Annotated in this window: 22 protein-coding genes; 13 read left to right on the forward strand and 9 right to left on the reverse strand. The window is 65.1% G+C overall.

From position 1 onward, the window contains the following. Positions 1-137: 137 nt before the first annotated feature. Positions 138-1,466, forward strand: coding sequence for an aromatic ring-hydroxylating dioxygenase subunit alpha (locus UAJ10_RS05595; protein ID WP_322914362.1), 1,329 nt, complete (start codon positions 138-140; stop codon positions 1,464-1,466). Continuing rightward, positions 1,433-2,905 (forward strand): glutamine synthetase family protein, encoded by a 1,473-nt coding sequence (locus UAJ10_RS05600; RefSeq protein ID WP_322914363.1) that lies wholly within the window; start codon positions 1,433-1,435, stop codon positions 2,903-2,905. The genes UAJ10_RS05595 and UAJ10_RS05600 overlap by 34 nt, the downstream gene beginning before the upstream one ends. 91 nt (positions 2,906-2,996) lie before the next feature. Here the strand turns inward: UAJ10_RS05600 and cyoD are convergent, their stop codons facing one another. From cyoD to UAJ10_RS05625, 5 genes are all read right to left on the reverse strand, one after another. After that, complete coding sequence (gene cyoD, locus UAJ10_RS05605; RefSeq protein ID WP_322914364.1) at positions 2,997-3,389, reverse strand: cytochrome o ubiquinol oxidase subunit IV; 393 nt, start codon at positions 3,387-3,389, stop codon at positions 2,997-2,999. Next, positions 3,386-4,060: a cytochrome o ubiquinol oxidase subunit III gene (gene cyoC, locus UAJ10_RS05610; protein ID WP_322914365.1), complete on the reverse strand. Its 675-nt coding sequence runs from the start codon at positions 4,058-4,060 to the stop codon at positions 3,386-3,388. The genes cyoD and cyoC overlap by 4 nt, the downstream gene beginning before the upstream one ends. Continuing rightward, positions 4,057-6,063: a cytochrome o ubiquinol oxidase subunit I gene (cyoB, locus tag UAJ10_RS05615; RefSeq protein ID WP_322914366.1), complete on the reverse strand. Its 2,007-nt coding sequence runs from the start codon at positions 6,061-6,063 to the stop codon at positions 4,057-4,059. The genes cyoC and cyoB overlap by 4 nt, the downstream gene beginning before the upstream one ends. 3 nt (positions 6,064-6,066) lie before the next feature. After that, positions 6,067-6,930: a ubiquinol oxidase subunit II gene (gene cyoA / locus UAJ10_RS05620; RefSeq protein WP_322914367.1), complete on the reverse strand. Its 864-nt coding sequence runs from the start codon at positions 6,928-6,930 to the stop codon at positions 6,067-6,069. 143 nt (positions 6,931-7,073) lie between these two features. Next, a complete protein-coding gene (locus UAJ10_RS05625) occupies positions 7,074-7,751 on the reverse strand; it encodes a helix-turn-helix domain-containing protein (RefSeq protein WP_322914368.1) in 678 nt (225 codons plus the stop codon). Between the two features lie 194 nt (positions 7,752-7,945). Here UAJ10_RS05625 and UAJ10_RS05630 point away from each other — a divergent pair, with 194 nt between their 5' ends. Further along, positions 7,946-8,674, forward strand: coding sequence for a hypothetical protein (locus tag UAJ10_RS05630; protein WP_322914369.1), 729 nt, complete (start codon positions 7,946-7,948; stop codon positions 8,672-8,674). 44 nt (positions 8,675-8,718) lie between these two features. On the opposite strand, the gene UAJ10_RS05635 is transcribed toward UAJ10_RS05630, so the two are convergent. The 3 genes from UAJ10_RS05635 to UAJ10_RS05645 are packed head-to-tail and all read right to left on the reverse strand — an operon-like array spanning position 8,719 to position 11,421. Continuing rightward, positions 8,719-10,410, reverse strand: coding sequence for a thiamine pyrophosphate-dependent enzyme (locus UAJ10_RS05635; protein ID WP_322914370.1), 1,692 nt, complete (start codon positions 10,408-10,410; stop codon positions 8,719-8,721). Between the two features lie 28 nt (positions 10,411-10,438). Then, positions 10,439-10,702, reverse strand: coding sequence for a catalase family protein (locus UAJ10_RS05640; protein ID WP_322914371.1), 264 nt, complete (start codon positions 10,700-10,702; stop codon positions 10,439-10,441). An 8-nt stretch (positions 10,703-10,710) separates the two neighbouring features. Next, entirely contained in the window at positions 10,711-11,421 is a 711-nt protein-coding gene (locus tag UAJ10_RS05645; RefSeq protein WP_322914372.1) for a catalase, read from the reverse strand. Between the two features lie 221 nt (positions 11,422-11,642). Between UAJ10_RS05645 and UAJ10_RS05650 the strand changes: the two genes are divergently transcribed. The 4 genes from UAJ10_RS05650 to UAJ10_RS05665 are packed head-to-tail and all read left to right on the forward strand — an operon-like array spanning position 11,643 to position 16,367. Beyond that, a complete protein-coding gene (locus tag UAJ10_RS05650; RefSeq protein WP_322914373.1) occupies positions 11,643-11,927 on the forward strand; it encodes a YtcA family lipoprotein in 285 nt (94 codons plus the stop codon). Between the two features lie 8 nt (positions 11,928-11,935). After that, a complete protein-coding gene (gene mdtN / locus UAJ10_RS05655; RefSeq protein WP_322914374.1) occupies positions 11,936-12,970 on the forward strand; it encodes a multidrug transporter subunit MdtN in 1,035 nt (344 codons plus the stop codon). After that, positions 12,957-14,906 carry an FUSC family protein gene (locus UAJ10_RS05660; protein ID WP_322914375.1) on the forward strand — a complete coding sequence of 650 codons (1,950 nt, stop codon included), beginning with the start codon at positions 12,957-12,959 and terminating at the stop codon, positions 14,904-14,906. Before mdtN ends, UAJ10_RS05660 begins: the two co-directional genes overlap by 14 nt. A 6-nt stretch (positions 14,907-14,912) precedes the next feature. After that, positions 14,913-16,367, forward strand: a complete 1,455-nt coding sequence (locus UAJ10_RS05665) for a TolC family protein (RefSeq protein ID WP_322914376.1) — start codon at positions 14,913-14,915, stop codon at positions 16,365-16,367. Positions 16,368-16,416: 49 nt separating this feature from the next. On the opposite strand, the gene UAJ10_RS05670 is transcribed toward UAJ10_RS05665, so the two are convergent. Further along, positions 16,417-17,355, reverse strand: coding sequence for a helix-turn-helix transcriptional regulator (locus UAJ10_RS05670; RefSeq protein ID WP_322914377.1), 939 nt, complete (start codon positions 17,353-17,355; stop codon positions 16,417-16,419). A 602-nt stretch (positions 17,356-17,957) separates the two neighbouring features. Here UAJ10_RS05670 and UAJ10_RS05675 point away from each other — a divergent pair. The 6 genes from UAJ10_RS05675 (at position 17,958) to UAJ10_RS05700 (ending at position 23,859) form a co-directional block, all read left to right on the forward strand. Then, positions 17,958-19,454 carry an ATP-binding protein gene (locus UAJ10_RS05675; protein WP_322914378.1) on the forward strand — a complete coding sequence of 499 codons (1,497 nt, stop codon included), beginning with the start codon at positions 17,958-17,960 and terminating at the stop codon, positions 19,452-19,454. Between the two features lie 38 nt (positions 19,455-19,492). Continuing rightward, the gene (locus tag UAJ10_RS05680) at positions 19,493-20,152 is read left to right on the forward strand and encodes a TetR/AcrR family transcriptional regulator (RefSeq protein ID WP_322914379.1); all 660 of its coding nucleotides are present in this window, start codon (positions 19,493-19,495) and stop codon (positions 20,150-20,152) included. Positions 20,153-20,419: 267 nt separating this feature from the next. Further along, positions 20,420-21,028: a TetR/AcrR family transcriptional regulator gene (locus UAJ10_RS05685; RefSeq protein ID WP_322914380.1), complete on the forward strand. Its 609-nt coding sequence runs from the start codon at positions 20,420-20,422 to the stop codon at positions 21,026-21,028. A gap of 209 nt (positions 21,029-21,237) precedes the next feature. After that, the gene (locus UAJ10_RS05690; RefSeq protein ID WP_322914381.1) at positions 21,238-22,485 is read left to right on the forward strand and encodes an FAD-dependent oxidoreductase; all 1,248 of its coding nucleotides are present in this window, start codon (positions 21,238-21,240) and stop codon (positions 22,483-22,485) included. Positions 22,486-22,539: 54 nt separating this feature from the next. Further along, positions 22,540-23,439 (forward strand): sugar phosphate isomerase/epimerase family protein, encoded by a 900-nt coding sequence (locus UAJ10_RS05695; protein ID WP_322914382.1) that lies wholly within the window; start codon positions 22,540-22,542, stop codon positions 23,437-23,439. 18 nt (positions 23,440-23,457) lie between these two features. Beyond that, on the forward strand, positions 23,458-23,859 hold the full coding sequence (locus UAJ10_RS05700) for a C-glycoside deglycosidase beta subunit domain-containing protein (protein WP_322914383.1): 402 nt from the start codon (positions 23,458-23,460) through the stop codon (positions 23,857-23,859). The last annotated feature ends 44 nt before the right edge of the window (positions 23,860-23,903 follow it).

The following is a 23,903-nucleotide window of genomic DNA, read 5'->3' on the forward strand; positions in this document are numbered from 1 at the left end:
GCGGCCCCGCGAATTACTGGCACGGGTCCCGCTTTCATCCAGCCAACAACCAGCCGCGCGCGGAGTCCCCGCGCGCGGCGCCACATAGGGCCGCCTGGCTCCCCTACCTGGTACCGAGGAAGAACAGGAGCAACCGCATGACTCCCGAACAGAACGCGCTGATCACCCGGTCGGGCCCCGACACGTCGCTGGGCAAGCTGCTGCGCCGCTACTGGCAGCCCATCGCCCTGATGGAGGAATTGGAGGGGGCCCGCCCCGCCAAGGCGGTGCGCGTGCTGGGCCAGGACATGGTGCTTTTCCGCGATGAGGCCGGCCGCCTGGGGCTGCTGGACCGCGACTGCCCCCATCGTAACGCCGACCTGGCCTTCGGCCGGCTGGAAGGCGGTGGTCTGCGCTGCCTGTTCCATGGCTGGCTGTTCGACGTGCAGGGCAACTGCATCGAGACCCCGGGCGAACCGGCGGGCAGCAAGCTGTGCACCCGCATCCACCAGCGGGCCTACCCGGTGGTGGAGAAGAGCGGCATGATCTTCGGCTATCTGGGTGAAGGCGAGGCGCCGGCCTTCCCCGACCTGGACTGCTTCATCGCCCCGGATAGCCACGTCTTCGCCTTCAAGGGCTATCTGGACTGCAACTGGCTGCAGGCGCTGGAGGTCGGCATCGACCCCGCGCACGCCAGCTTCCTGCACCGTTTCTTCGAGGATGAGGACGCGGCCGGCAGCTACGGCCGGCAGTTCCGCGCCCAGTCCGCCGACAGCGAAATGACCATGACGCAGGTGCTGCGGGAATATGAGAATCCCGACATCACCGTGGAGAAGAGCGACATCGGCCTGCGCCTGACCTCCCTGCGCGCGCTGAACACCGGCGACACCCATGTCCGCGTCACCAACCTGCTGTTCCCCCAGGCCTTCGTCATCCCCCTGTCGGAGACGATGACCATCACGCAATGGCACGTGCCCATCGACGACGTCAGCTGCTATTGGTACGCCGCCTTCACCGGCTTCGCCGAGCCGGTGAACAAGGAGGAGATGCGCCGCCAGCGCCTGCAACTGTACACCCTACCCGACTACAAGCCGCGCCTGGGCCGTCACAACGACTACGGCTATGACGTGGTGGAACAGCGCAGTCGCACCTACACCGGCATGGGGGAGGACATCAACGTCCACGACCAGTGGGCGGTGGAAAGCCAAGGCCGCATCCAGGACCGCACGCGGGAGCACCTGGGCACCACCGACAAGGCCATCGTCGCCTATCGCATGATGCTGATGAGCCAGATGCGCAGGTCCGACCAGGGCGAGGCGCCACTGCTGGTGCTGGACGCCGCCGGTGCGGCGAGCGTCACCGGCCCCGCCACCGTGGACGGCGTCGCCAAGGCGGGCGAGGACATCCAGGCCTATTGGCAGCGCACCGACGCCCGCCGCCGGGAGCGTGCGCCGTGGACGCGGCCCCCCGCCAAGGCGACTGCCTGATGCCCGCCTTCATCGAACGCCACGGCCTGTGGACGGATGACCAGCGGCGCCAGGCGGATGAGGTGCTGGCGCGCATCAAGGGTGAAGGTGTGCGGCAGGTGCGCCTGTCCTTTCCCGACATGCACGGCCTGCTGCGTGGCAAGACGCTGTTGCCCGGCGCCGTGCCGGGGGCCCTGCGCGACGGTTGCGCCATCACCTCCACCCTGCTGCTGAAGGATACCGCGCACCGCACCGTGGTGCCGGTTTTCACCGCCGGTGCCGGCATCGGCAACGCCGACCTGCAAGGCGGCGGCGACGTGGTCATGGTGCCCGATCCCGCCACCTTCAGACTCCTGCCCTGGGCGCCCGGCACCGCCTGGATGATGTGCGACCTCTACCACGCCGACGGCCGCCCCGTGGCCCTGTCCACCCGGCGGATCGCCCAGCGGGCGGCGGCGCGTCTGGCCGATCTCGGCTTCGACTATGTCAGCGGGCTGGAGGTGGAATTCCACCTGACCCGGCTGGTCGACCCGAAGCTGGCGCCAACCGACGCGGGCCAGCCCGGCACGCCGCCGGAGGTGACCCTGCTGCACCAGGGCTACGCCTACCTGACCGAACAGCGCTTCGACCAGATCGAGCCGGTGCTGGACATCCTGCGGCGCGACTGCGAGGCCCTGGGCCTGCCCCTGCATTCGCTGGAGCTGGAGTTCGGGCCCAGCCAGTGTGAATTCGTCTTCAGCCCGGGCGGCGGTATCCAGCCGGCCGACGACATGATCCTGTTCCGCAACGCGGTTAAGCAGATCGCCCGCCGTCACGGCTATCACGCCAGCTTCATGTGCCGGCCGCAGCTGCCCAACGCCATGTCCAGCGGCTGGCATCTACACCAGTCCTTGCGTGACCAAAAGACCGGCGCCAACGCCTTCGCGTCGGAGGATGGCGCGCCCCGGCTGTCCCGCGTCGGCCGTCTGTTCCTGGCCGGCCTGCTGCGCGGCGCCGCCGCGGCCACCCCGTTCAGCACCCCCACCATCAACGGCTACAAGCGCTACCGCGCCAACAGCCTGGCGCCCGACCGGGTGGCCTGGGGGGAAGACAACCGGGGCGCCCTGCTGCGCGTGCTGGCCCGCGGGGAACCTGGGGCCACCCGCATCGAGAACCGCATCGGGGAACCGGCGGCCAACCCCTACCTCTATCTGGCGTCCCAGATGCTGACCGGCCTGGCCGGGATCGAGGCCGGAGAGGAACCCCCGCCCGCGGTCGACAGCCCCTACATGGCCGAAGCCGACGCCCTGCCCACCAGCCTGGAATCCGCGCTGGTGCTGCTGGACGGCAGCCAGGTGCTGCGCCGGGGCTTTGGTGAAGGCTTCGTCGATCATTTCCTGATGATCAAGCGCGCCGAGGTCGCCCGCTACAACAGCACGGTGACCGATTGGGAACACCGCGAATACTTCGACCTGTTCTGAAGCTCGCGCCTTACCAGGGGCGTGGTGCAGGGGCGCATCGCACACCCACCGACCGAGGCCTCAAGAACCATTCAGGAATTGGCTCCGCCATTTATGATTGCCTGGTCATGTCCATCATCTGGTTCATCGGCCCCATCTCGTGGTTGAGGTTCGACATGATCCACAGGCTTCCCGCCATTACGAGAAATACGATGAGAAGGCCGTAGGCCAGGGCCAGGACGTTGTTGGTGTTGTCGGGTCCGGTGGTGATGTGCAGGAAGAAGACGAGGTGAACGCCCATCTGCGCGATCGCCAGCACACACAGCCCGATCGGGACCCCTGGCCCCCATAGCGAATGGGTCCAGGCTACCCAGAACGACGTGGCCGTTAACCCCAGCGCCAACATCAGGCCGATCAGATAGCCGCCAAGGCTGGAAAGGATGCCGCCGTGGTCGTCACCGGGCGCGGCGTCGCCCGCATAGTCGCCGTGCGGATGCTCGCTCATTGGATGCTTCCCATGAGATAGACGATTGTGAACAACCCGACCCAGATGATGTCGAGCGCATGCCAGAAGAGGCTGAAGCACATCAGGCGGCGCTGGATCGGGGGCGTGAAGCCGAATGCCCGAATCTGCGCCATCATCGTTCCCAGCCAGAGCAGCCCGCAGAGCACGTGCAGCCCGTGGCATCCCACCAGGGCGAAGAAGCCGGACAGGAAGGCCGATCTTTCCGGACCGGCGCCCTGCGTGATCATCCCCGCGAATTCGTGGATCTCCAGAACCAGGAACAGCAGGCCCAGGCCGCCGGTAACCAGCAAGCCGAGCTGGGTCAAGCGGGCGTGACGCCGGCTGGCCGCGATCATCGCCACGCCGCAAGCGAAGCTGGAGAGCAACAGGCAGACGGTCTCCAGCCCCACATTCCCGAGGTCGAACAGGTCGGCACCCCCCGGGCCGCCGGCCGTGGCATCGGCAAGGACCGCGTAGGTGGCGAAGATCGCCGAAAAGAGGACGATGTCGGAGAGCAGGAAAATCCAGAAGCCGAAGCCGACGATAATCCGCTTGTCAGCCGGCCCCCCACCCCCGCGCCCGGTGATATCCCGGCCCTCATGACCGAAATGTCCCAGCTTGTGAGGATCGATCGGCCGCGCGCCGAGGTGCTCGTTGACCGCGGCGCTCATGACGGCTTGCCCAGCGTCAGGAGGAACTGTTCGCGGATGCGGCGGCGTTCCCGGTCGATCCGGGCGACCTCGGTCGCGGGGATGACGAATTCGACCTCACGCCGCCACGCGAACGCCACCAACACCGCGTAGGCCCCGAGAAGGCCCAGACAGGCCATCCACCAAATATGCCAGATCATCGCGAACCCTATGAGTGTGGAGAAAAACGCCGAAACAAAGCCGGTGGCCGTGTTGCGAGGCATCTCAATCGCCTGGTAGCTGGCCTCGGCGGGGAGTTGCTGGGTCTCGATCGCGCGTTGCTTGATGCCCCAATAGGCCTCTTCGCCCACAACATCGGGAATGACCGCGAAATTGAAGACCGGCGGCGGCGAGGCGGTGGCCCATTCCAACGAACGGCCGTCCCAGGGATCGCCGGAAAGATCGAGATTGGTGCGGCGTTGGCGAATGGAGGCCACCAACTGCAAAACCTGGAAACCGATGCCGATGAGGATCACGACCGCGCCGCCCAGCGCGCACAGCAGCCAGGGACGCCAAGTCAGGTCGTCCCAATGCTGCACGCGCCGCGTCATGCCCATGAGCCCCAGCGCGTAGAGCGGCATGAAGGCGAGATAGAATCCGATGGTCCAGCACCAGAACGCGGCCTTGCCGAAACCTTCGTGCAATTTGAAGCCGAACGCCTTGGGGAACCAGTAGGTGTACCCCGTGAAGGCGCCGAACAGCACACCGCCAATGGCCACGTTATGGAAGTGCGCGACCAGGAACAGGGAATTGTGCAGGACCCAGTCGACCGGGGGAACCGACAGCAGGACACCGGTCAGACCGCCGATGACGAAGGTCACCATGAAGCTGATCGACCACAGCACGGGCACCTCATAGCGGACGCGCCCGCCGTAGAGGGTGAACAGCCAGTTGAACACCTTCACGCCGGTGGGCACGGCGATGACCATGGTCATGATGCCGAAGAAGCCGTTGACGTTCGCCCCGGCGCCCATCGTGAAGAAATGATGCAGCCACACCACGCATGACAATACGCAGATCACCATCGTGGCCAGTATCATCGAGCGATAGCCGAACAGCGGCTTGCCCGAAAACGTCGAGACCACTTCGGAGAAAACGCCGAAGGCCGGCAATATCAGGATGTAGACTTCAGGATGGCCCCAGATCCATATCAGGTTGATATACATCATGGGGTTGCCGCCGAGATCGTTGGTGAAGAAGTGAAATCCCAGATAACGATCCAGCGTGAGCAGGGCGAAGGTGGCGGTCAGGACCGGGAACGTGGCGACGATCAGCAGATTGGAGGCCAGGGCCGTCCAGCAGAAGACGGGCATGCGCGTGTAGGTCATGCCCGGCGCCCGCATCTTGAGGATGGTCGTCACCAGGTTGACCCCGGACAGCAACGTGCCCACGCCTGATATCTGAAGCGACCACAGGTAATAGTCGACGCCGACGCCGGGCGAAAACCGCAGCTCGCTCAAGGGCGGATAGGCCAGCCAACCCGTGCGGGCGAACTCGCCGATCACCAGGCTGGCGTTGATCAGCAGCGCGCCCGAGGCTGTCAGCCAGAAGCTGACCGAATTCAGCGTCGGGAAAGCGACGTCGCGGACGCCCAATTGCAGGGGCACCACGAAATTCATCAGGCCGACCATGAAGGGCATGGCCGTGAAGAAAATCATGATGGCGCCATGGGCCGAAAAGATTTGATTGTAGTGGTCCGGCGGCAGGTACCCCTGCCCATCCCCGCCCGCGAAGGCCAGGTGGGAGCGCATCATGATCGCGTCGGAGAAGCCGCGCAGCAGCATCACGAGTGCCAGCAGGCAGTACATGACGCCGATCCGCTTATGATCGACCGACGTGATCCACTCGCGCCATAGATAGGGCCAATGCCCCTTGATGGTGATCCAGGCCAGAACCGTGGCGACAACCACCATCACCACACCGCCGGCGGCCAGCGGGATCGGTTCGCTGAGCGGTATCGCACTCCACGTCAATTTTCCGAACATATATCAATTCCCCTTTGCGATAGCGCCAGTCGGCCTATTGACGATCAAGTCGAAGAGGCCGGCCTTTACCGATCCGAAAGTGTAGGGCTCGACATTTTTGCTGGGCTTGGCCAAGTCCTCGTAGCTTTCCATCGCCAGAGACCGCCCATTTCCCTTGGTCTCTTCCACCCAGTTGGCAAATTTTTCCTTGCCAACGGCGTCGACGGTGAAGCGCATGCCGGAAAAGCCGTCGCCACTGAACTGCGCCGAGAAGCCCGGGTAGAGTCCAGGCTGATCGGCCTTGAGGTTCAGGCGGGAGACCATCCCGTTCATGGTGTAGATTTGGCTGCCCAGCTCGGGGACGAAGAAGCTGTTCATGACCGTCTCGGACGTGAGACGGAAGCTCACCGGCACGCCGACCGGAACGACCAGGCGGTTCACGCTGGCGACACCTTGATCGGGGTAGATGAACAGCCACTTCCAATCGAGCGAAACCACCTCGACCCGCACCGCCTTCTCAGGCGAGACCAGGGCCTTGGGCGGGTCCAGGTCGTGACTGCCAACCCAGGCGATGCCGCCCAGAAGAAGAATGACCATCGCCGGGATCGACCAGACGATCATCTCGATGCGGCCCGAATACTGCCAAGTCGGCAAATAGCGCGCCCGGCGGTTTGATGCGCGGAACCACCAAGCCACCCCCAGGGTCGCCAGGATCGTGGGCACGACGATCGCCAACATGATCCCGAGGGAATTGAGGAAGATGGTCTTCTCCGCCTCTCCGACAGGCCCGTGGGGCCGGAGGACCCCCTCGGAGCAGCCCGCCACGCCAGCCACGAGCACGGCCACCGCCGCCATGCGCAGGCAGGCCCGGAAAGGAATCTGTCTCATTCGGCGTTCTCCGATGTGTTGGGCGTCAGCCCGAGCGCGTGCAAGGGTGGCCCGGCCAGCCCCGCCCTCCGGGGCCGGGGAAAAAACCCTTCGTCGATTTGGCACCGACGCCAGGGACCAGCGGGGCGCGCGCACGCGCCACCTCACCAGCCGGCAGGCTGGTCCCTGCCCATCTCTAGACCGATCATCGCCCCCGAAATGGCGGCAACCTTTGGGACATCCGGCGCGTCCTGCGCCGGCCCCAGGACAGGCGCCACGATCGGATACGGCTCCTTCAGTCGCCCGGCGCGCTCACGGCGTTCACGCCGCCAGGCGGCCGGACTTTGCCCGGTGGCGTCGCGGAAGCGATTGCTGAAATGGGACTGGTCGGAAAATCCGCAGCTGATGGCGATCTCACTGAGGGGCGCGTCGCTCGTCAGCATCATGCGCTGGGCCAACGCCAAGCGCCGCCGCGTGATGAAGCTGTACGGCGTTTCACCCATGGTGCGTTTGAACGCCCGGCAGAAGTGAGAGGCGCTCCTGCGCGCGACCTCCCCCAGCTTCTTTACGGAAATATGTTCCGACAGATGCTCTTCCATATAGGCGGTGACACGGCGCACTTGCCACGGCGCAAGCCCGCCGCCGTCCGTGCCGCACGCGACGGCGCTTCTTTCCAGCTCAACCCTCAGGATCGCCGACGCCCTTCTTATCGCATACTTGGCGGCTTCGGGGTTCCAGTCGACATCGCCCCCGGCGCTCTCCAGGAGATCAAGCAGGCTTTGAACGAGCGGCTCTTCTCCAATCTCGTTCGGCGGTGCGGCGGCGGCGGTCAGGTGCGGCATCTTTCCAGTCCCGTCGGAATTACCCGGGGATGATGCCTTGCCCGCCCTCGCAAACGCTTGTTTGGCGTTGCGAGAAATCATGGTGGAATTGTAAGGCCACTCAAGCAAAGTGATACAAATTGCCGCACTGGCTTTCTAGAGGCGGAAGAGTCCAAGCCCTAGTCTTGCCCAGACGTCATAGTCTGGAGCCAGTCATGTTTCTCGCCCGAGACGTCTTCAAAGCCTACGGGGGGAAAAGACGTTGGAATCGACTGACAACCTTTTCCGCCCATGTCTCGATCGGCGGCTCGCTGTTGGGGATGGACTGGGCGGGAGCGCCGGGCGGCCGTCCGATGTCGCGGGAATTCGCCCTTGAAGGCGACACCCGCAGTCCACGCTTGAAATTGTTCAGCTCCACCGACACGGACCGGTACGTCCTCTATCGCCCCGACCGGATCGAGATCCGGACCAGAAGGGACGCCCTGATCATGGGTGTCGACCACCCGGCTGCCGCCCTGGCGGCAAACGGTCTTGGCCGTCCCCTGGGCCGTCCCCTGGGCCGCCCCCTGGACGAGGCCCAGGGCTTATTCTTGACCGGAAACGTTCTTTGGAGCGCCATCGCCGGTCCTTTCGCGGGACTTGTCCCGGGCGCGAAGGCCGTGACCGTCGGGGCGGGGCAACTGGATATTCACCTGCCCCCGCACGCCGATCCCCTATGCCCCCGTCGGCGGCTGTTGGCCAGAGGCGATGGCGTGGCACACCGCTGCGACTATCAGATGCCGCATGTCCACCCCGGTGTCCTGGCGGACATGCTGTCGGCTTATGTCTCTTTCAACGGCATTCTCGTCGCCACCCTGCGGCGGGCTCTCGCCATCGAACCTGACGGACGTCCTGGCACCAATTCCCTTTTGGACGTCGAGATTTTCGACGTGCGCTTTCAATGAAAGCGCACGTCGACCAATCCCCAATCAGAGGAAGTTTTCTTGAATCATCTCGATGACGTCCTGGCTCTGCCCCCCAGGATGGCCCGGGCGGAGTAGAGCGCCATGCCATAGGCCGGGCCGAACTCGATCACCGGCGGCATGACCAGCGTCATGCTTTCCACCTTGACGTTGAGCAACGCCGGCCCTGGGTGGGCGAGCCAGGCCTCGACCGCCTCCTCCAACTCGTCGGCGCGGGAAACGGATCGTCCCCATAGCCCCATCGCCTCGGCCACCTTGCCGAAATCCGGGTTCTGCAGGTGGGTGTAAAGCGGAAGCAGGCCTTCCGACTTCTGCTCGATGTCAATGAAGCCCAGCTTGCCGTTGTCGTAGACGGCGATCTTGATCGGCAGCTTCTCCTGAACCGCGGTCAGCAGGTCGCCGAACAGCATGGCGATCCCGCCATCCCCGGACAGGGCGATCACCTGCCGGTCAGGCGCCGCCTTCTGCAAGCCGAGGGCGGTGGGCATCGCCGACGCCATCGTGCCGTGCAGCAGGCTTCCGAAGAAGCGGCGCTGGGCCGTGGCGGTGAAATAACGATGCATCCAGACGGTCGGGGTGCCATCGTCCGCCGTCACCAGCGCATCGTCGGCCGCCAGGCGGTCGATGACTTCCGTGAGATGGATGCCGGAAATGGTGTCGCGCCGCTTGGGCGCCGCCTTGGCCATGTGCGAGGTGATCACCTCATGGTAGCGCGTCACCAGGCGGTCGCGGAAATGCGTGTCCGTCTTCTCCTGGACCCTGGGTATCAACGCTTCGACGGTCGCCTTGATGTCGCCGGTCAGGCCCAGCGCGATCGGATGGCGTCGGCCGAGATGCGTCGGATCGAGGTCGATCTGAACGATCCGCGCATGCTTGGGGTAAAATTGGCGCCAGGCGAAATCCGCCGCCAGCAGCAGCAGCGTGTCGCAGTCGTGCAGCGCCTGGTAGCCGGCCTCGGTCCCGATGATGCCGGTCATACCAACGTTGTAGGGGTTGTCGTAGGCCAGCGAATCCTTACCCCGAGACGTATGCGCGATCGGCGCCTTGAGAAGGCTGGCAAGGCGGATGATCGCTTCATGCGCGTCGCGGCACCCCGACCCGCCATAGATCGCCACCTTCTGCCCGGTGTTGAGGAAGGCGGCGGCGCGATCAAGATCGGCGTCGTTTGGACGGACCAGCGGCTCACTGGTGTGCACGGCGTAGGGCACGTCGTCATGCGCATCGGAATGCGAGATGTCGACCGGCACGATCAGGACCGCGACGCCGCGCTTGGCCAAGGCGGCCTGGCAGGCCATGACGGTCTTGCGCCTGGCCTGGTTGGGCGTGAGGATCATGTCGCAGTACACGGTGCAGCTGCCGTAGATGGCCTTGAAATCGACCTCCTGCGGAAAGTCGAACCCCAGCTCGTCGCGGACGACCTGGGTGGCGATCACGATGACCGGGGCCCGGTTGCGATTGGCCTCCACCACTCCATTGATGAAGTGCAGGCTGCCAGGACCGCAGCTGCCGGCGATGGCGGTGAGCCTGCCGGTCAGCAACGCCTCGCCCTGCGCCGCGAAGGCGCCGGCCTCCTCATGGCGCATGTGGATCCAATCGATCGAGCTGGTGGAGAGATTGTGCGCGATCAGATTGAGAGTATCGCCGACGACGCCATAGCAGTTCTTGACACCAGCCTGCTCCAGGGTTTCGACGATGATCTGGGCTACTTTCTTGCTCATTCCGGAAGATACTCCTCTGAAAAGGAAGTCACTTGCGCCATAGCGCGGCGCTGGCGCTGTAGACGGCACCACGGGCGCGATTGAGATTTCCGAGCGGCCGGAAGCTTTCGGGCGCGTTCCAAGGATTGAAGGCCAAGCCATCGACCCGGGCGGCCGCCTCCGTATCAAGGCCGGGGCGCCCCGGGATCACGAGGGTGGCGATGTCGATGGACGGCGTGACGGCTTCGCGCCATTCGATGGCGCCGTCCTCGATCGGGGTCTGTTCCTCATCGACGAAGGGCTGCAGCGCCAATTTGAAGGTCACCGGGCCCTGGGCCAGGCGCGCGGCGAAATCGGCGTTGAGGTCGTCGGGTTCCTGTCCAACGGGCCGGGCGGCGTCATACGGCCAGGGCCGCAGGTTGAAGCGAATGGGCCCCGCCTCCCCCAAAGATAGGCGCCGCGGCTCCAGAACCGTTCGTGGGCCAGTCCCGGGGATTTGCGGGCGCCTTGCTGGATGTTTTCCAGCATGCGCGTTGTTTCCGCGGGTCCGAAATGCTCGACCAGGCGATCCCGCAGCGTGGCCCTGTCGCCGCTTGAGGCGATCATGGCGAACTCGACGAACTGACGCGCGTTGCGGGCGTGCGACACGGGGAAGCTCGTCATGAGCAGATCGTGGGCGCCACCGTCCGGGGTCGCGACACGAAGCGCCACCCCTCTCATATCCGGCGCCGCGTCCGGCTGGTGCGCCGCGCTGGCGTTGGAGAAACGGACGGTCGCCCCGAACTCCTTGCCGGCCTGGATATGGCCCTGGCAAAAGCGGACCGGCGCGTCTTCATCGATCAGCAGGCGCGCGTCCTCGATGCCGGCGATCTGCTTCGCATGGAGTGTTCGCTGGGGATGGTCCCATCCCGACTTGCGCCGGGTCGCTTCTTGAATGGACTGAAAGACTTCCGCGAAGCGCTGGAAACTCTCCTGTTCCGCTTCAACGGACCCGCCGTCGAAAACCTCGCGCCAGCGTTTCATATCGGTCATCGCAAATCCCCTGATGGTGCGCCGGCCGCATGCTGGCGGCATCGTGCCCAAATGGATTGCAGCCCAATGCTGTGCCTTGGGAATTATTGTTGCCGGCGTCGGCGCCCCCACCGGCCCACGCAAGCAACGACTTCCAAGCCGGCGCAATGGGATGCAATCCCGGGGAAATCACTGCGAATAGCCTCTAGTCCGGATATTCACCTCGCCTCCGGTTCCCCACGATGCCCCACCCCCGTACCGCCCCGGACCGCTGGCTCGCCCCCGCCGGCGCCCTGCTCCTGTCGGGTTGCCTGTCCAGCTGCAACACCGCCCCAACCCAGAGCATTCTGGGATCATTCTTCCCGTCCTGGATGATCTGCTTCCTGATCGGGGCCGTCGCCTCGGTGGCAATTCGGCTCATCCTTTCCGCGGTTGGGATCGCGCGCGCGGTGCCGGCCGCCCTGCTTGTCCATCTGATCATGGCGGTCGCCATTTCCAGCGCGGTGTGGCTGCTATGGCAGGACTAGACGCCGACATGCGGCCGCCCAGCGCCACCGAACGCCTGGTGGGAAAGGCCATCGCGGTGGTCACGGTGGCCCTGGCCGTCGGACTGGGCGCCGCCGTCCTTGTGCGCATCGGCAGCCGGCCGCGCACCCACGACGCGTTCCTGTACGCCGACAGCGCGGGCCTGGCCCCTGAGGTCAGCGGACGCATCCTCGACCTTAAAGTACGCGACAACCAGCGCGTCACCAAGGGCCAGGTTCTTGTAGTGATCGACCCGGAACCGTTCGAGTTGAGGGTTCGCCAGGCGCGCGCGCAGGTGGCGGCGCTCAAGGCGCAAATCGCGCTGACGGGGCGCCAGGTGGCTGGCCAGTCATCCGGCGCCGATGCCGCCGCGACCCAGGTCGGCCGCGCCCGGACCCAATACAAATTGGCGCAGGACACGCTCGACCGGCTTTCCCCGCTGCTGGGCAAGGGCTACGTCACCGCGCAGCAGGTCGATGAGGCCCGCACCAATGTGCAAACGGCGGCGGCCGCCTTGACCGCCGCCACCCAGCAGGCCCAGCAGGCGCGCCAGATGGTGGGCGACACCGACAGCCTCGAAGCGCAACTCGCCGGCGCCGAAGCCAGCGAGGCCCTGGCGGAGCGCGACCTGCGGCTGTCCACGGTGGTGGCCCCCTTCGATGGGTTGGTGGTCGGGCTGGATATCGCCGCTGGCGCCTACGCGGTCGCCGGCCACCCGCTGTTCACCCTGGTCAAGGCCAACGAATGGTATGCGGTGGCCAATTTCCGGGAAACCGAGCTGCCCGCCGTCGCCGCCGGCGACGATGCCACGATCTGGATGATGATGGACAACGGCCGGCCCCTGCAGGGTAAGGTCGACAGCATCGGCTGGGGCGTCCGGCCCGAGGATGGCGGCGGCCCGTCCTTGCCATCGGTGGGCCGTACCCTGAGCTGGGTGGTGGTGGCGCAGCGCTTCCCCGTCCGCATTCGCCTGACCGAACCGCCGGAATCGCTGATGCGCATCGGTGAAACGGTGACCGTCGTGGTGCGGCATGGCCACCACTGACCAGCCAGCCCTGTTCGCCTTTCTGCGCGCCGAGCTGGCGCCACGGCCGGGGCGGATAGGCCAAGTCTTCCGCATCGCCGTGACCTGTACGGTCGTCGTGGTCATCGGCCAGATTTTCCAGGTGCCGCTGACCCCCTATATGGCCTACGCGGTGTTCCTGGTCAGCGGCAGCGAGGCGGCCAGCACGCTGATGGTCGGCCTGGTGGCGGCGCTGGCTTTCACCCTCGCCGTTGGGCTGTCGTTGCTGTTTTACGTCCTTGACGCGTCGGAGCCCGCCCTCCGCATTCCGCTGATGGCGTTGAGCACCTTTGCCGGCATGTACCTGGTGCGTGTCATGACGCTGGGGCCGGTGATGTTTCTGGCCAGCTTCGTCCTCGTCCTGTCCCAGACCCTGATCGACGAAATCCCGAACCTTGAGGCCTTGACCCATACGGTGCTGTGGCTGTGGGTCGTGGTGATGATCCCGGTGATGGCAACCATCCTGGTCAATCTGCTGGCGGGGGAAGATCCCGGGCGCCTGGCACGGCGTTCCGCCCACGATTTGCTCAAGGCCTTGGCGGACGCCCTTCGACACGGTGATTTCCCCGGTCTGGCCGCACGACGGGAAGAGGCGGTCACCCTTATGGAAATGCGCCAAAAGGCAGCCTTCCTGAAACCCGGCCTGCACGGCCGGGATGCCCTGGACAGCATGCTGATCGAGACTGTGGCGGAACTGCTCGCCCTCTGTCCCCTGCTGCCCCAGCAGATGCCCGCCGCGATCCGGCTGCCCTGGGCGGCGGTGGCGGAAGACTGCGCGATCTTCCTATCCGGCGGGCCGCCGCCAAAGCCGCTCGCCAGCACGTCGCCCACGCCGGATTTGACGCCGGACGCGACCGCGGTCGTGACCGCGTTCCACACGGCGATGATGCGGCTGCGGGACGGGCTGTCCCGGCGGGATTCAAGACATGCGGCCGTGCCGAAGCAGCGGAAGCCTCTCTTTGTCCGCGATGCCTTCAGCAACCCGTCGCACGCGCGATTTGCCCTGAAGACCGCCTTGGCCGCCATGGTCTGCTACATCGCCTATAACTTGGTGGATTGGCCCGGCATCGATACGGCGATCACCACCTGCTTTTTCGTGGCCCTCGGAAGCTTGGGCGAAACCATGCACAAGCTGACGCTGCGCCTCAGCGGAGCGATCCTGGGCGGCCTGCTGGGTGGGATATGCGTGGTTTTCATCCTGCCCCATATGACCGACATCGGACAGCTGTCGTTGCTGATCCTAGGGGGCGCCGCCCTGGGCGCCTGGGTTTCAACCAGCAGCGCCCGGCTGTCCTACGCCGGCATGCAGCTGGCCTTCGCCTTTTTCCTCACCGTGCTGCAGGGCTATGCCCCGTCAACCGACCTCACCATCCCACGGGACCGTATCGCCGGCATTCTGCTTGGCAACGTGGTGATGTCCCTCGTCTTCAGTCTGTTGTGGCCGGTCAGCGCCACGGACCGGGTCCGAGCCTCCGTCGCCGAAGCCTTGCGCGCCTTGGCCGGGCTGTTGAGTTCCGCCACGCCGGGGACGCGGCTGGCCGCCATCCGCGCCCTCGGCGCCGCTCACCGCTTCACGGGCCTTGCCATGTTTGAATTGGATACCCTGCCAAAGCGCGCGCTGCGGCGGCATGACGTGCTGACCCTCGCTTCCCTGGACCGTATCGCCGCCGCGACCTTCACCATCGCCGAGCAGGCCGCGAGCCCCGCCGCGGAACCCGCCGACGCCGCGGCCGCCGGCTGGCTGGTCGCCAGCGCCGACCGGGTCATGACGGGCGCCCCCGTCCAGCCACCGCCCCCGCAGACGGCGGCGGATCTGGAAGGGCTGCTCGCCGTAACCCCAGCGGACGACCGCATCCCGCTTCAAGCCCGCAAATTGCTCCTGCAGCAAATTGCCCTCGCAACCGACGCCAGGAGTTGAACAGCCGTGCTGTACCTCCGCACCGCCCTTCTCCTCTGCCCCCTGCTCGTTTCCGCCTGCGCCACCGACAGGCTGGATCTGGCCCCGTCCAGTCCGGATCGCCCCATTCTGCTGCCGACGGATTATTCGGCGCAGGCGGCACCAAGCCCAACGATGCGTCCTGAGGCTACGGACATCGTTCTGTCGTCGGTGATGGTCGACCCGTCCCGGCATTACGATCTGCCCGCCCTGATCGATCTTTCCCAACGCAACAACCCCGATACCCGTATCGCCTGGGAAAGGGCCCGCCAGGCGGCGCTGGGGGTCGGCCTCGCGGAAGCCGCCTACCTGCCGCAGATTTCGGCGGAGGCGATCGGTGGGATCCAGCACACCCCGCTTCCGGCGCCGACCTCTTTGATTCCGAAAGGATACTTCACCAGCAACAGCCGAGAGCTGGTTCCGGCGCTGACGGCCAAGTGGCTGTTGTTCGATTTCGGCCAGCGCGCCGGCGCGGTTGACGAGGCCAAGGCCAATTCATTCGTCACCAACGTCTCCTTCAACGGCGTCCACCAGCGGCTGATCTATGAGGTGAGCCGCGACTATTTCGCCCTCGGCGCCGCCCGTGGCCGGCTCAAGGTGGCGCAGAAGGCCCTGGATAACGCGCTGGTGGTCCAGGAAGCGACCCAAGGGAAGCAGAACAACGGCCTGGCCACCGTGGTCGCCCTGCACCAGGCGGAACGGGAAACGGCCCAGACGCGTTTCAATCTCGAACGGGCGCGTGGTGCCGAGCGTGCCGCCTACACCGCGTTGATGGTCAGCCTGGGCCTGCCGCCCTCGGAACCGCTGCAAACCACCGACAGTTCGGAATTGCCCCTGCCGGCGCTTCCCTCGGGAGATATCGAGCAGATGATCCGCGAGGCGCTGGATGCCCGTCCCGACATGCTGGCCGCCCTGGGAAAGGTTCGTGCCGCCGAGGGGCGCATCCGGTCGGCGAAAGCCACCTACTATCCGACCATCGGCATCGACACCAAGGTCTATGAAAACGTGGGCCAGCTGAGTTCGCAGGGCCGCCCCTACAGCACCGTCAATCTCCCCGGCTCCTCATTTCTGCTGAGGATCAGTTTGCCGCTCTACGACGGCGGCGTGCGCGATGCCAAGGTGGCGCAAGCCAATTCCGAACTGGCCGCCGCCCATTGGGAATTGGACCGCACCCGCGACACCGCCTCCAAACAGGTGATCGACGCCTTTGACGCGCTGAAGACCAGCTTCGCCGAATACCAGGCGGCCGTGGTTCTCACCAAGGCGGCACAGACCGCTTATGATTCCGCCCTCGAAGCCTATCGTCATGGTGTCGGGACCTACACCGAACTGGTGAACTCGGAAACGTCGCTCGCCCGCGCCCAGTCGGACAAGGAGGACGCGCATGCCAATGTCTTCACCGCCGCCGCCGCGCTGGCCTTCGCGACGGGTTCGATGCCATGAAAGAAGCAAACGCGGCGCATGATGGTCGCTTCGATCACGACGCGCCTCGCTAGTTGGAACTGGGCGGCGGGAAACGTCGTCCGTTTTCCCGCGCATAGACGGCCGGTGTGCAGCCGGCGTGATGGCGGAAGCGGCGCGTGAAATGGCTTTGGTCGGAAAAGCCCACCGCGTAGGCGATGTCCGCGAGCGGCAGATCGGCGGCCCGAACCATCTCCTTCGCCCGCTCGATCCTCAGCCGTTCCAGATATCTCATCGGGGACATCCCCACTTCCTTCTTGAAGATCTTGACCAGATGGAAGCGGTTCACACCCGCCGCCTCGGCAAGTTCGGCGAGCGTGATCTTCTCCATGCCGCGATCCTCGACATAAGCGAGGGCGCGCCTGACGGCGGAAGAGGACGGCGCCGCCAGGGGCATGTCCACCGCGTGCACGTCGGCGCTGTAACTACGGACCAGATGAACCGACAGCGCGACAGACAGGGACTCGATCAGGAGATCCTGAGCTGGATGCGGCGCCCGCCCCAGTTCCAGCGACAGCATTTCGCCCAGGCGGGCCAGCCAGGGATCACGCGTCCGGAAATTGCTGAGGAAACGGGGCCTCGGCGCCGTTCCGATGCGCCTGCAGGCATCAGCCGCCTGTGTCAGATGATCCGGCATCAGGCCTATTCTGATGTGCTGGGGCAGCAGGCCCCGGAAGCGGGTTTCATATCCTGCCGGCATCAACGTCGCCTCGCCACAGAGGCTGGGGCTTTCATAGATTTTACCGAGCCGCTCCTGCAAGACCTCCGACGAGCGCCCCAGTGAGACGGTAATAATGTGATGGTCGCGCGGTGGCATGAACTGGCTGCCGTCCATGTAATAGTCGCCATATTCGTCCAGGGAAATTCCTTCCCACAACCTGCCGGCGCTGGTGGCGCGCAGGGGACGGTCACTGAGTTGCTGGCGGGCCTGCTCGAAATTGACCGCCTTCGGAGTTTGTCTGGCCGACATGGACTGGGATCCTCTACCGCGAACCTGTCCGGAAGGCAGGCGGCAATCAGTTGAAATACGGAAGAGGTTCACGCTCAATCTGACAGCTGCGTTTTCAGGGCAGATGCTGGAAGAAGCGCGTCGTCCCGACGCTGCGGCGCACCAATTTGCACTTCCTCGGCGGCTTTCGCGGTTTCCCAGCAGTGTGCAACCGCGTTCTGCCGGGGCGCCAGCCCCCCGAATGGATATGCAGTTCGTCATATCCGCTCACCCGCCATTTTACCATGGGAACGGCTGGTCGTCTGGGGTCGCGCGCGCCATCACGGCGCGCGCCATGGAAACGCCAATAACATTCCACCGCCGCATAAGTCGTCCGCCTTATTTCATGATTCTCAAGAAAAAAGGCGCGTCTGCACCCTTCCACAATTTGCGGCCAAGCGGGCCAATAAGCTTCAATCTTTCTCATAAACCGAACTGTTAGGCTGACCACCTGCCTGATACCGGCTTTCAAATTTTCGTGTACCCGATCCGAAAAACTCATATATCGTTCGCTATCTGGATAGCGCGCGCTATGCGCCGTTCCGTGTTTTTGCGAATGCGATGTGAGGTTGTGAGAGGACAATATGATGGCGTTCGCCTCTCGACTTGCGGTCGGCAGCCTTGGGGATCACGGCACCGGCGACGAACTGCTCTTCGGCCCCTTCCGCCTATCGCGCCCCGAAAGGCGCCTGGAGCGGGACGGCAAGCTTGTTCCGCTGGGCGGCCGCGCACTCGACGTCCTTTTTGCCTTGGTGGAACGCGCCGGCCGGGTGGTCAGCAAAGCTGAACTCACCCGTGCCGTCTGGCCGAACATGATCGTCGAAGAGGGGAATCTGCGGTTCCATATCGTCGCCTTGCGCAAGGCGCTGGGCGACACCGCGCAGGACGGCCGGTACCTCACCACCGTCGCGGGGCGCGGCTATTGCTTCACCGCCACCGCGACGCCGTCACCCGATATGCCGTTGGCCACCATGGCCGTCCGGGCACCCCAACTGCCTCTCCGCACACGCCGCGTCATCGGCGTCGATGAGGCGGCCGTGGATGCCAGCAACGAACTGCTGGCCCGCCGCTTTCTGACCTTGGTCGGGCCGCCGGGCATCGGCAAGACGACCTTGGCGGTCAAATTGGGCCATGACCTTCTGGAACATTTTCCTGATGGCGTCGCCTTTGTCGAACTCGGCGCCCTTCGCGGCACTGCCTTGGTCCCTGCCGCCATCGCGGCGGCGGCGGGCCAGCCCTTGCCGGCGGACAACCCGCTGGACCATCTGATGGCGATTTTCCGCGACCGCAGAATGCTGTTGCTTCTTGATAGCTGTGAACACGTCATCGATGTCGTCGCCGACCTGGCCGAAAAGCTATTCAGCAGCCTTCCGGAACTGAGCATCCTCGCGACAAGCCGGGAATCACTGAGAGCGGAGGGGGAACACGTCTTCCGGCTGTTTCCGCTGGCTTGCCCGCCCCCGACACTTCCGCCCTCAAGCGAAGCCGCCCTGCGTTACTCGGCGGTGGAATTCTTCGTCGATCGGGTCCAGGCCAATCAGCTGGGCTTTCAATTATCAGACGACGATACGCCCTTAGTCGGCGAGATATGCCGCAAGCTCGATGGCATTCCCCTGGCGCTGGAATTAGCCGCCGGTCGTGTTCCAGCCTATGGCATCAGGCAAACGGCCGCCCTTCTGGATGGGCATTTCCGCCTGCTGTGGGAGGGGCGACGGACCGCCCCTCCCCGGCTTCAGACCTTGAGCGCGGCGCTCGACTGGAGCTATGAGTTGCTGAATGAGCCGGAGCGTGCCGTGCTTCGGCGCATTTCCACCTTCATGGGTTACTTCACGCTGGAAGACGTGATCGCCGTCGCCGGCTTTGGTGATTCCGACGACTACTCGGTGGTGGGCATCCTGGCCAACCTGGTTGCGAAATCGCTGGTGGCGCTGCACGAAACGCCGCATGGCGTCCGCTATCGGCTACTCGACACCACCCGCGTTTACGGTTTGGCCAAGATCGAGGCGACGGATGAGGCGCGGACCGTGGCCGGCAGCCATGCGCGCTTCTCTTACTCTTCCGGCGTCCAAGCGACAGGTTGAGGGTTGTCGGCACCTCGATTGTGCTTCATGAGTCGGCCATGGATGATGGTCGAACAAGATTAACCCGTCAGGAAAGCCAGCTTGCCACCCGGGCGCGCTTGATCGCGGCCGCGCGGACATTGATCGCCAGTGACGGGGTCGCGGCAGCTTCCGTCCGCAACGTCGCGGAGGCGGCGGGCTATACGCAGGGCGCCTTCTATTCCAATTTCCCCACCAAGGACCACATGCTGATGGCCGTCCTGGCGGACCATTTGGAAGGCGTCGCGGCCCGGGTGGAGGCGATGGCGGAGGACGTTATCGCCGCGCCCCACGATACGGACCCACAGAAGATGCCGGCCGCCATCACCGCGTTCCTGCGAAACCTGAATCCAAAATCGAACTGGGCGACCCTTGCCACCGAACTTCTGCTGCATGCCAACCGCAGCGCCGACCTGGCGGCGGATTACGCCATCATACGGGAAGGATTCTTTCGGCGCCTTGGCACGTCATTCCGGCGGATTTTCGATCACCTCGGCCTGATACCCTCGATCTCGCCTGAGGAACTGGCGATGGGCCTGATCTCAACCTCCGTCGGCTTTTCAATTCAGTTCGGTGGACCGTTAACCCCCGAAGCCCGGACCCGCTTCATGGTCGCCGTGTTTCAAGGGGTTCTCAATACCGCGTCTCCGATATCGCAGCCGGAATTGAAGCAGACCTAGCAACAGGCCGGCCTGCTGATGGGGCGCTCGCGGAAACGCTTGGTGTCGCGCCGGTCAAACTGGGCGGGCTTCCGGACGGGGACTGCTGGTCCAGGCGGCGCATGGGGTTGCGGAAGACCGCGGGCAAGGAACGTTGACGGGTTGGCATCGCGCACGGTACAGCAAACAAGGGCCCCGCGAGACGGCGTGACCATGCATTCCGATCCCTGATCGACGGGCGAACCCGCGGTGCACGGCCCCATCCAATCCATGTCACCGGGGAAGGCAATGGCCAGGAAGAGCGCCGCTTCGAGCCAGTATCATAAGGAAAACCTGCGACGGGACCTGATCGAGGCGGCACTGAAATATGTCGCCGAACATGGGCACGACACGCTTTCCGTGCGGACCCTGGCGAACATCGTGGGTGTCTCATCCGGCGCCCCCTACCACCATTTCGCCGACCGCCGGTCGCTTCTGCTGGCACTGGCCTTGGAAGGCTATGAGCGCCTGATCGGCCCGACCGCCGAGCAGTTCCAGGCCGCATCCAATCCCATGGAAAGCCTGACCACGACGAGCCATCAATTCCTGACGTTCGCGATCAGGAACCCACGGCTGTTCGAACTGATGTACGAGAGCGAACTCACCCGGCCGGAGCTCGACCCCGCCATCAGGCAGGCACAGTTCCGCGGTTTCTCGTTGCTGAAAGACTCCATCGTGGCCGCCGTGCCGTCGATGACGGAGGAGGACTTCTCGTTCCGGCTTTTGGCGATCTGGTCGACGCTGTACGGGTTCGCCACGCTGCGCAACAAACAGATGGTGAAGCCTTATGAAATGGACCAGCAGGCGGCCGACGCCGTCGTGAAATACATCGTCAAGATCGCCCTGGCCGGCAACTGAGCGCGGATACGGCGGGTTCATGCCCGCTTGGGACGCCCTCTCGCCGCGGATGACCATCTGGGGCAACCGTGCCCTGACAAATCCAATTCATGCCGCGCACGCCCGCTTGACAGCCTGCGACGCTTAATCTAAGCATCGCTTAGATTGTTTGAGGCACGTATCACCGGCTAAAAAAAAGCGGGCAATCCGACAATAAACGGGAGGGCTTGATGGGCACGTCCATCAAGGGAACCATCGCCATCGTGGGCGCAGGCCCCGGAGGCATGGCCGCGGCACTCGCCGCCATTCGACTTGGATTCAACGTCACCTTGTTCGAGCGCGCCACGGAGATCAAGGCCGCCGGCAATATTTTGAACCTTTGGCCACCGCCTCAGAAAATACTTAAGCTCATCGGCGTCGACACCGAGGATCTGGGCGCACCGTGCCGTACCTTCTTCGAGCGTTATGACGGCAAGGTCCGCGCCGAGGTGATCCTGCCGGCGGCGGTGGAGCGGGAATACGGCGGGGGCTTCATCGGCCTGCTGCGCTGGGGGCTCTACAAGCGCATGGTCGACGCGTTGCCCCCCGGCGTCCTGCGCCTGGACCACACCCTGACCGGCGTGCGGGATGAGGGCGACAAGGTCCGCCTGACGTTCGCCAACGGCCAGGAATTCGCCGCCGACGTGCTGGTCGGCGCGGATGGCATCAACTCCTTCGTTCGCAAGTGGCTGTGGGGGGATGAACCCATCCGCCACCAGCGCCTGCACCTGGTGGGCGGCTACCTGTTCCTCGACACGCCGCCCGAAGACCGCGGGGTCATCGCCCACAACCGCACCACCCAGGTCAGCTACACCCCCATCCGGCACGAGGGGAAGTGGGGCTATGAGTGGTGGGTGCTGGAGGCCTGCGACCCATCCCAGCCGCCGCCCGGCGACCTTCTGGCCTTCAGCAAGGCGCGCGCCAAGGGCTTCACCCAGCGGGTGCGCGACCTGATCGACGCGACCCCGACGGCCCATCTGCAGCGCTGGGAGATCCGCGACCGTCCGCCGCTGAACCAATGGTCCAAGGGACGCGCGACCCTGGTCGGCGACGCGGCCCATCCCACCTCCCCCTATGCGGCATACGGGGCCGGGATGTCGATCGAGGACGGGTATTTCCTGGCCCGCGAGCTTGACGCCGTGCCGCTGTCCGACACGGCGGCCGTCCGCCAGGCGCTGCAGCGGTTCGAAGACCGGCGCAAGCCCCACACCGCCCAGGTCAGCCAGGGCGCGTACCATACCGGCCGCGCCTTCCATCACATGCCCAGGTTGCTGCGCCCGGTGCGGGACTGGGTCTTCGACCACACGCCGGTGCTGCAGAAGTTCGTGGGCGACGCCATGCCCGGCCACATCCTGTCGCAACTGGCGGAGATCGAGGACGCGCCCCCCTTCAAGACGGCGGCCAACCGGCATCCCACCCAGGCCAAGGCGGCCCAGTGAACCAGCGCCGCGACCATCGCGGCGCCCCCGACCCATGCGCGGCAGGAGAACCAATTGACCGCCAAATTCAAATACGGTGTTTCCCTTTACAGCTTCACCGACGACCTCAACACGGTGATGACGGTCGAGGACGCCCTGGCCGCCATCACGGACCTGGGCGCCACCGGTCTGGAAATCCTGGGTGAGGCGCACATCCCCGGCTATCCCAACCCCAATCCCGCCTGGTTGGACCGCTGGTTCGCCCTGCTGGACCGGTATGGGTTGGAGCCGACCAACTACGGCTGCTGGATCGACACCCGCCTGCGCCTGGACCGGCCGCTGGATTCGGTGACGGCGGCCGGCCATCTGGTGCGTGACATCGAGTTGGCCGCGCGGCTGGGCTTCAAGTTCGTGCGTCCCAAGATCGGCGTCGTGTCCCTGGATCTGGTGCCGGACCCCATCTGGGAGGACACCATCCTCCGCGCGCTTGAGACGGCGGAACGCCACGACATCGTCATCTGCCCGGAGATCCACAGCCCCACGCCGATCCGCCATCCCGTCGTCGAGAGCTACGTCGACTTCATCCAGCGCACCGGGACGAAGCATTTCGGCTTGCTGCTGGATACGGGCGTCTTCCAGGACCGGCCCTTGCCGCCGCAGCCCGGCGAACATCCGGCGATGCGGCCCGGCTACCTGGACGGCTGCAAGGTTCCGCCGGAGCATATCGAGGACATCATCCAGTACGTGGTCTTCATCCAGGCCAAGTTCCACAACATCAACGACCAGTGGGTCGACGAGCAGATCCCTTGGGACAAAGTGGTGCCGGCGCTGAAGAAGGCCGGGTACGCCGGCTACCTCTCCAGCGAATACGAAGGGGAACGGCTGCCCTGGCGGGCGCTGGAGCAGGTGCGCCGCCAGCACGCGCTGATCCGCAAGCTGGAGCGGGACTATGACCGTTCCACCCGCCCCGACTGAGCCCGAGGATGCCCAACCATGCTTGAACGATCCATTATGCAGTCCAGCGGATTCCGTAACGTCGGCCCCGCGGACGCGCCCACCGGTTTCCAGCTGCGCATCCGCCTCCCGAACTACCGTGGCCAGCGTCTCAGCCTGGTCGACGGCGTGGACGTGACGGTGAACGGCGAGCGGTTCGATCACACCGACAACCTCCTCGCGGTCGGCGGCAAGACGTATGACCTGGCGACGCTCAGGACCGAGACCGAGGACCGCTGGCCCTTGGACGAACTGGCCACGGTCATCGTCGCCAAGCCCGGTGGCCTGGCGGTGGGCGTCCACCGGGTGGAGGTCGCGGTGCGCATCCGCCAGTCCTACATCCCCATCGAGTTCCAGCCCAGCGTGATCGGCGAGACGCGGACCGCGACCATCGTCTTCTGAACCAGGCCCACCGGCTGGTCGCCATCGGCCACCCGGCAACGACA

The organism is Nitrospirillum guaranorum, assembly GCF_034653275.1.
Taxonomy (GTDB): Bacteria; Pseudomonadota; Alphaproteobacteria; order Azospirillales; family Azospirillaceae; genus Nitrospirillum.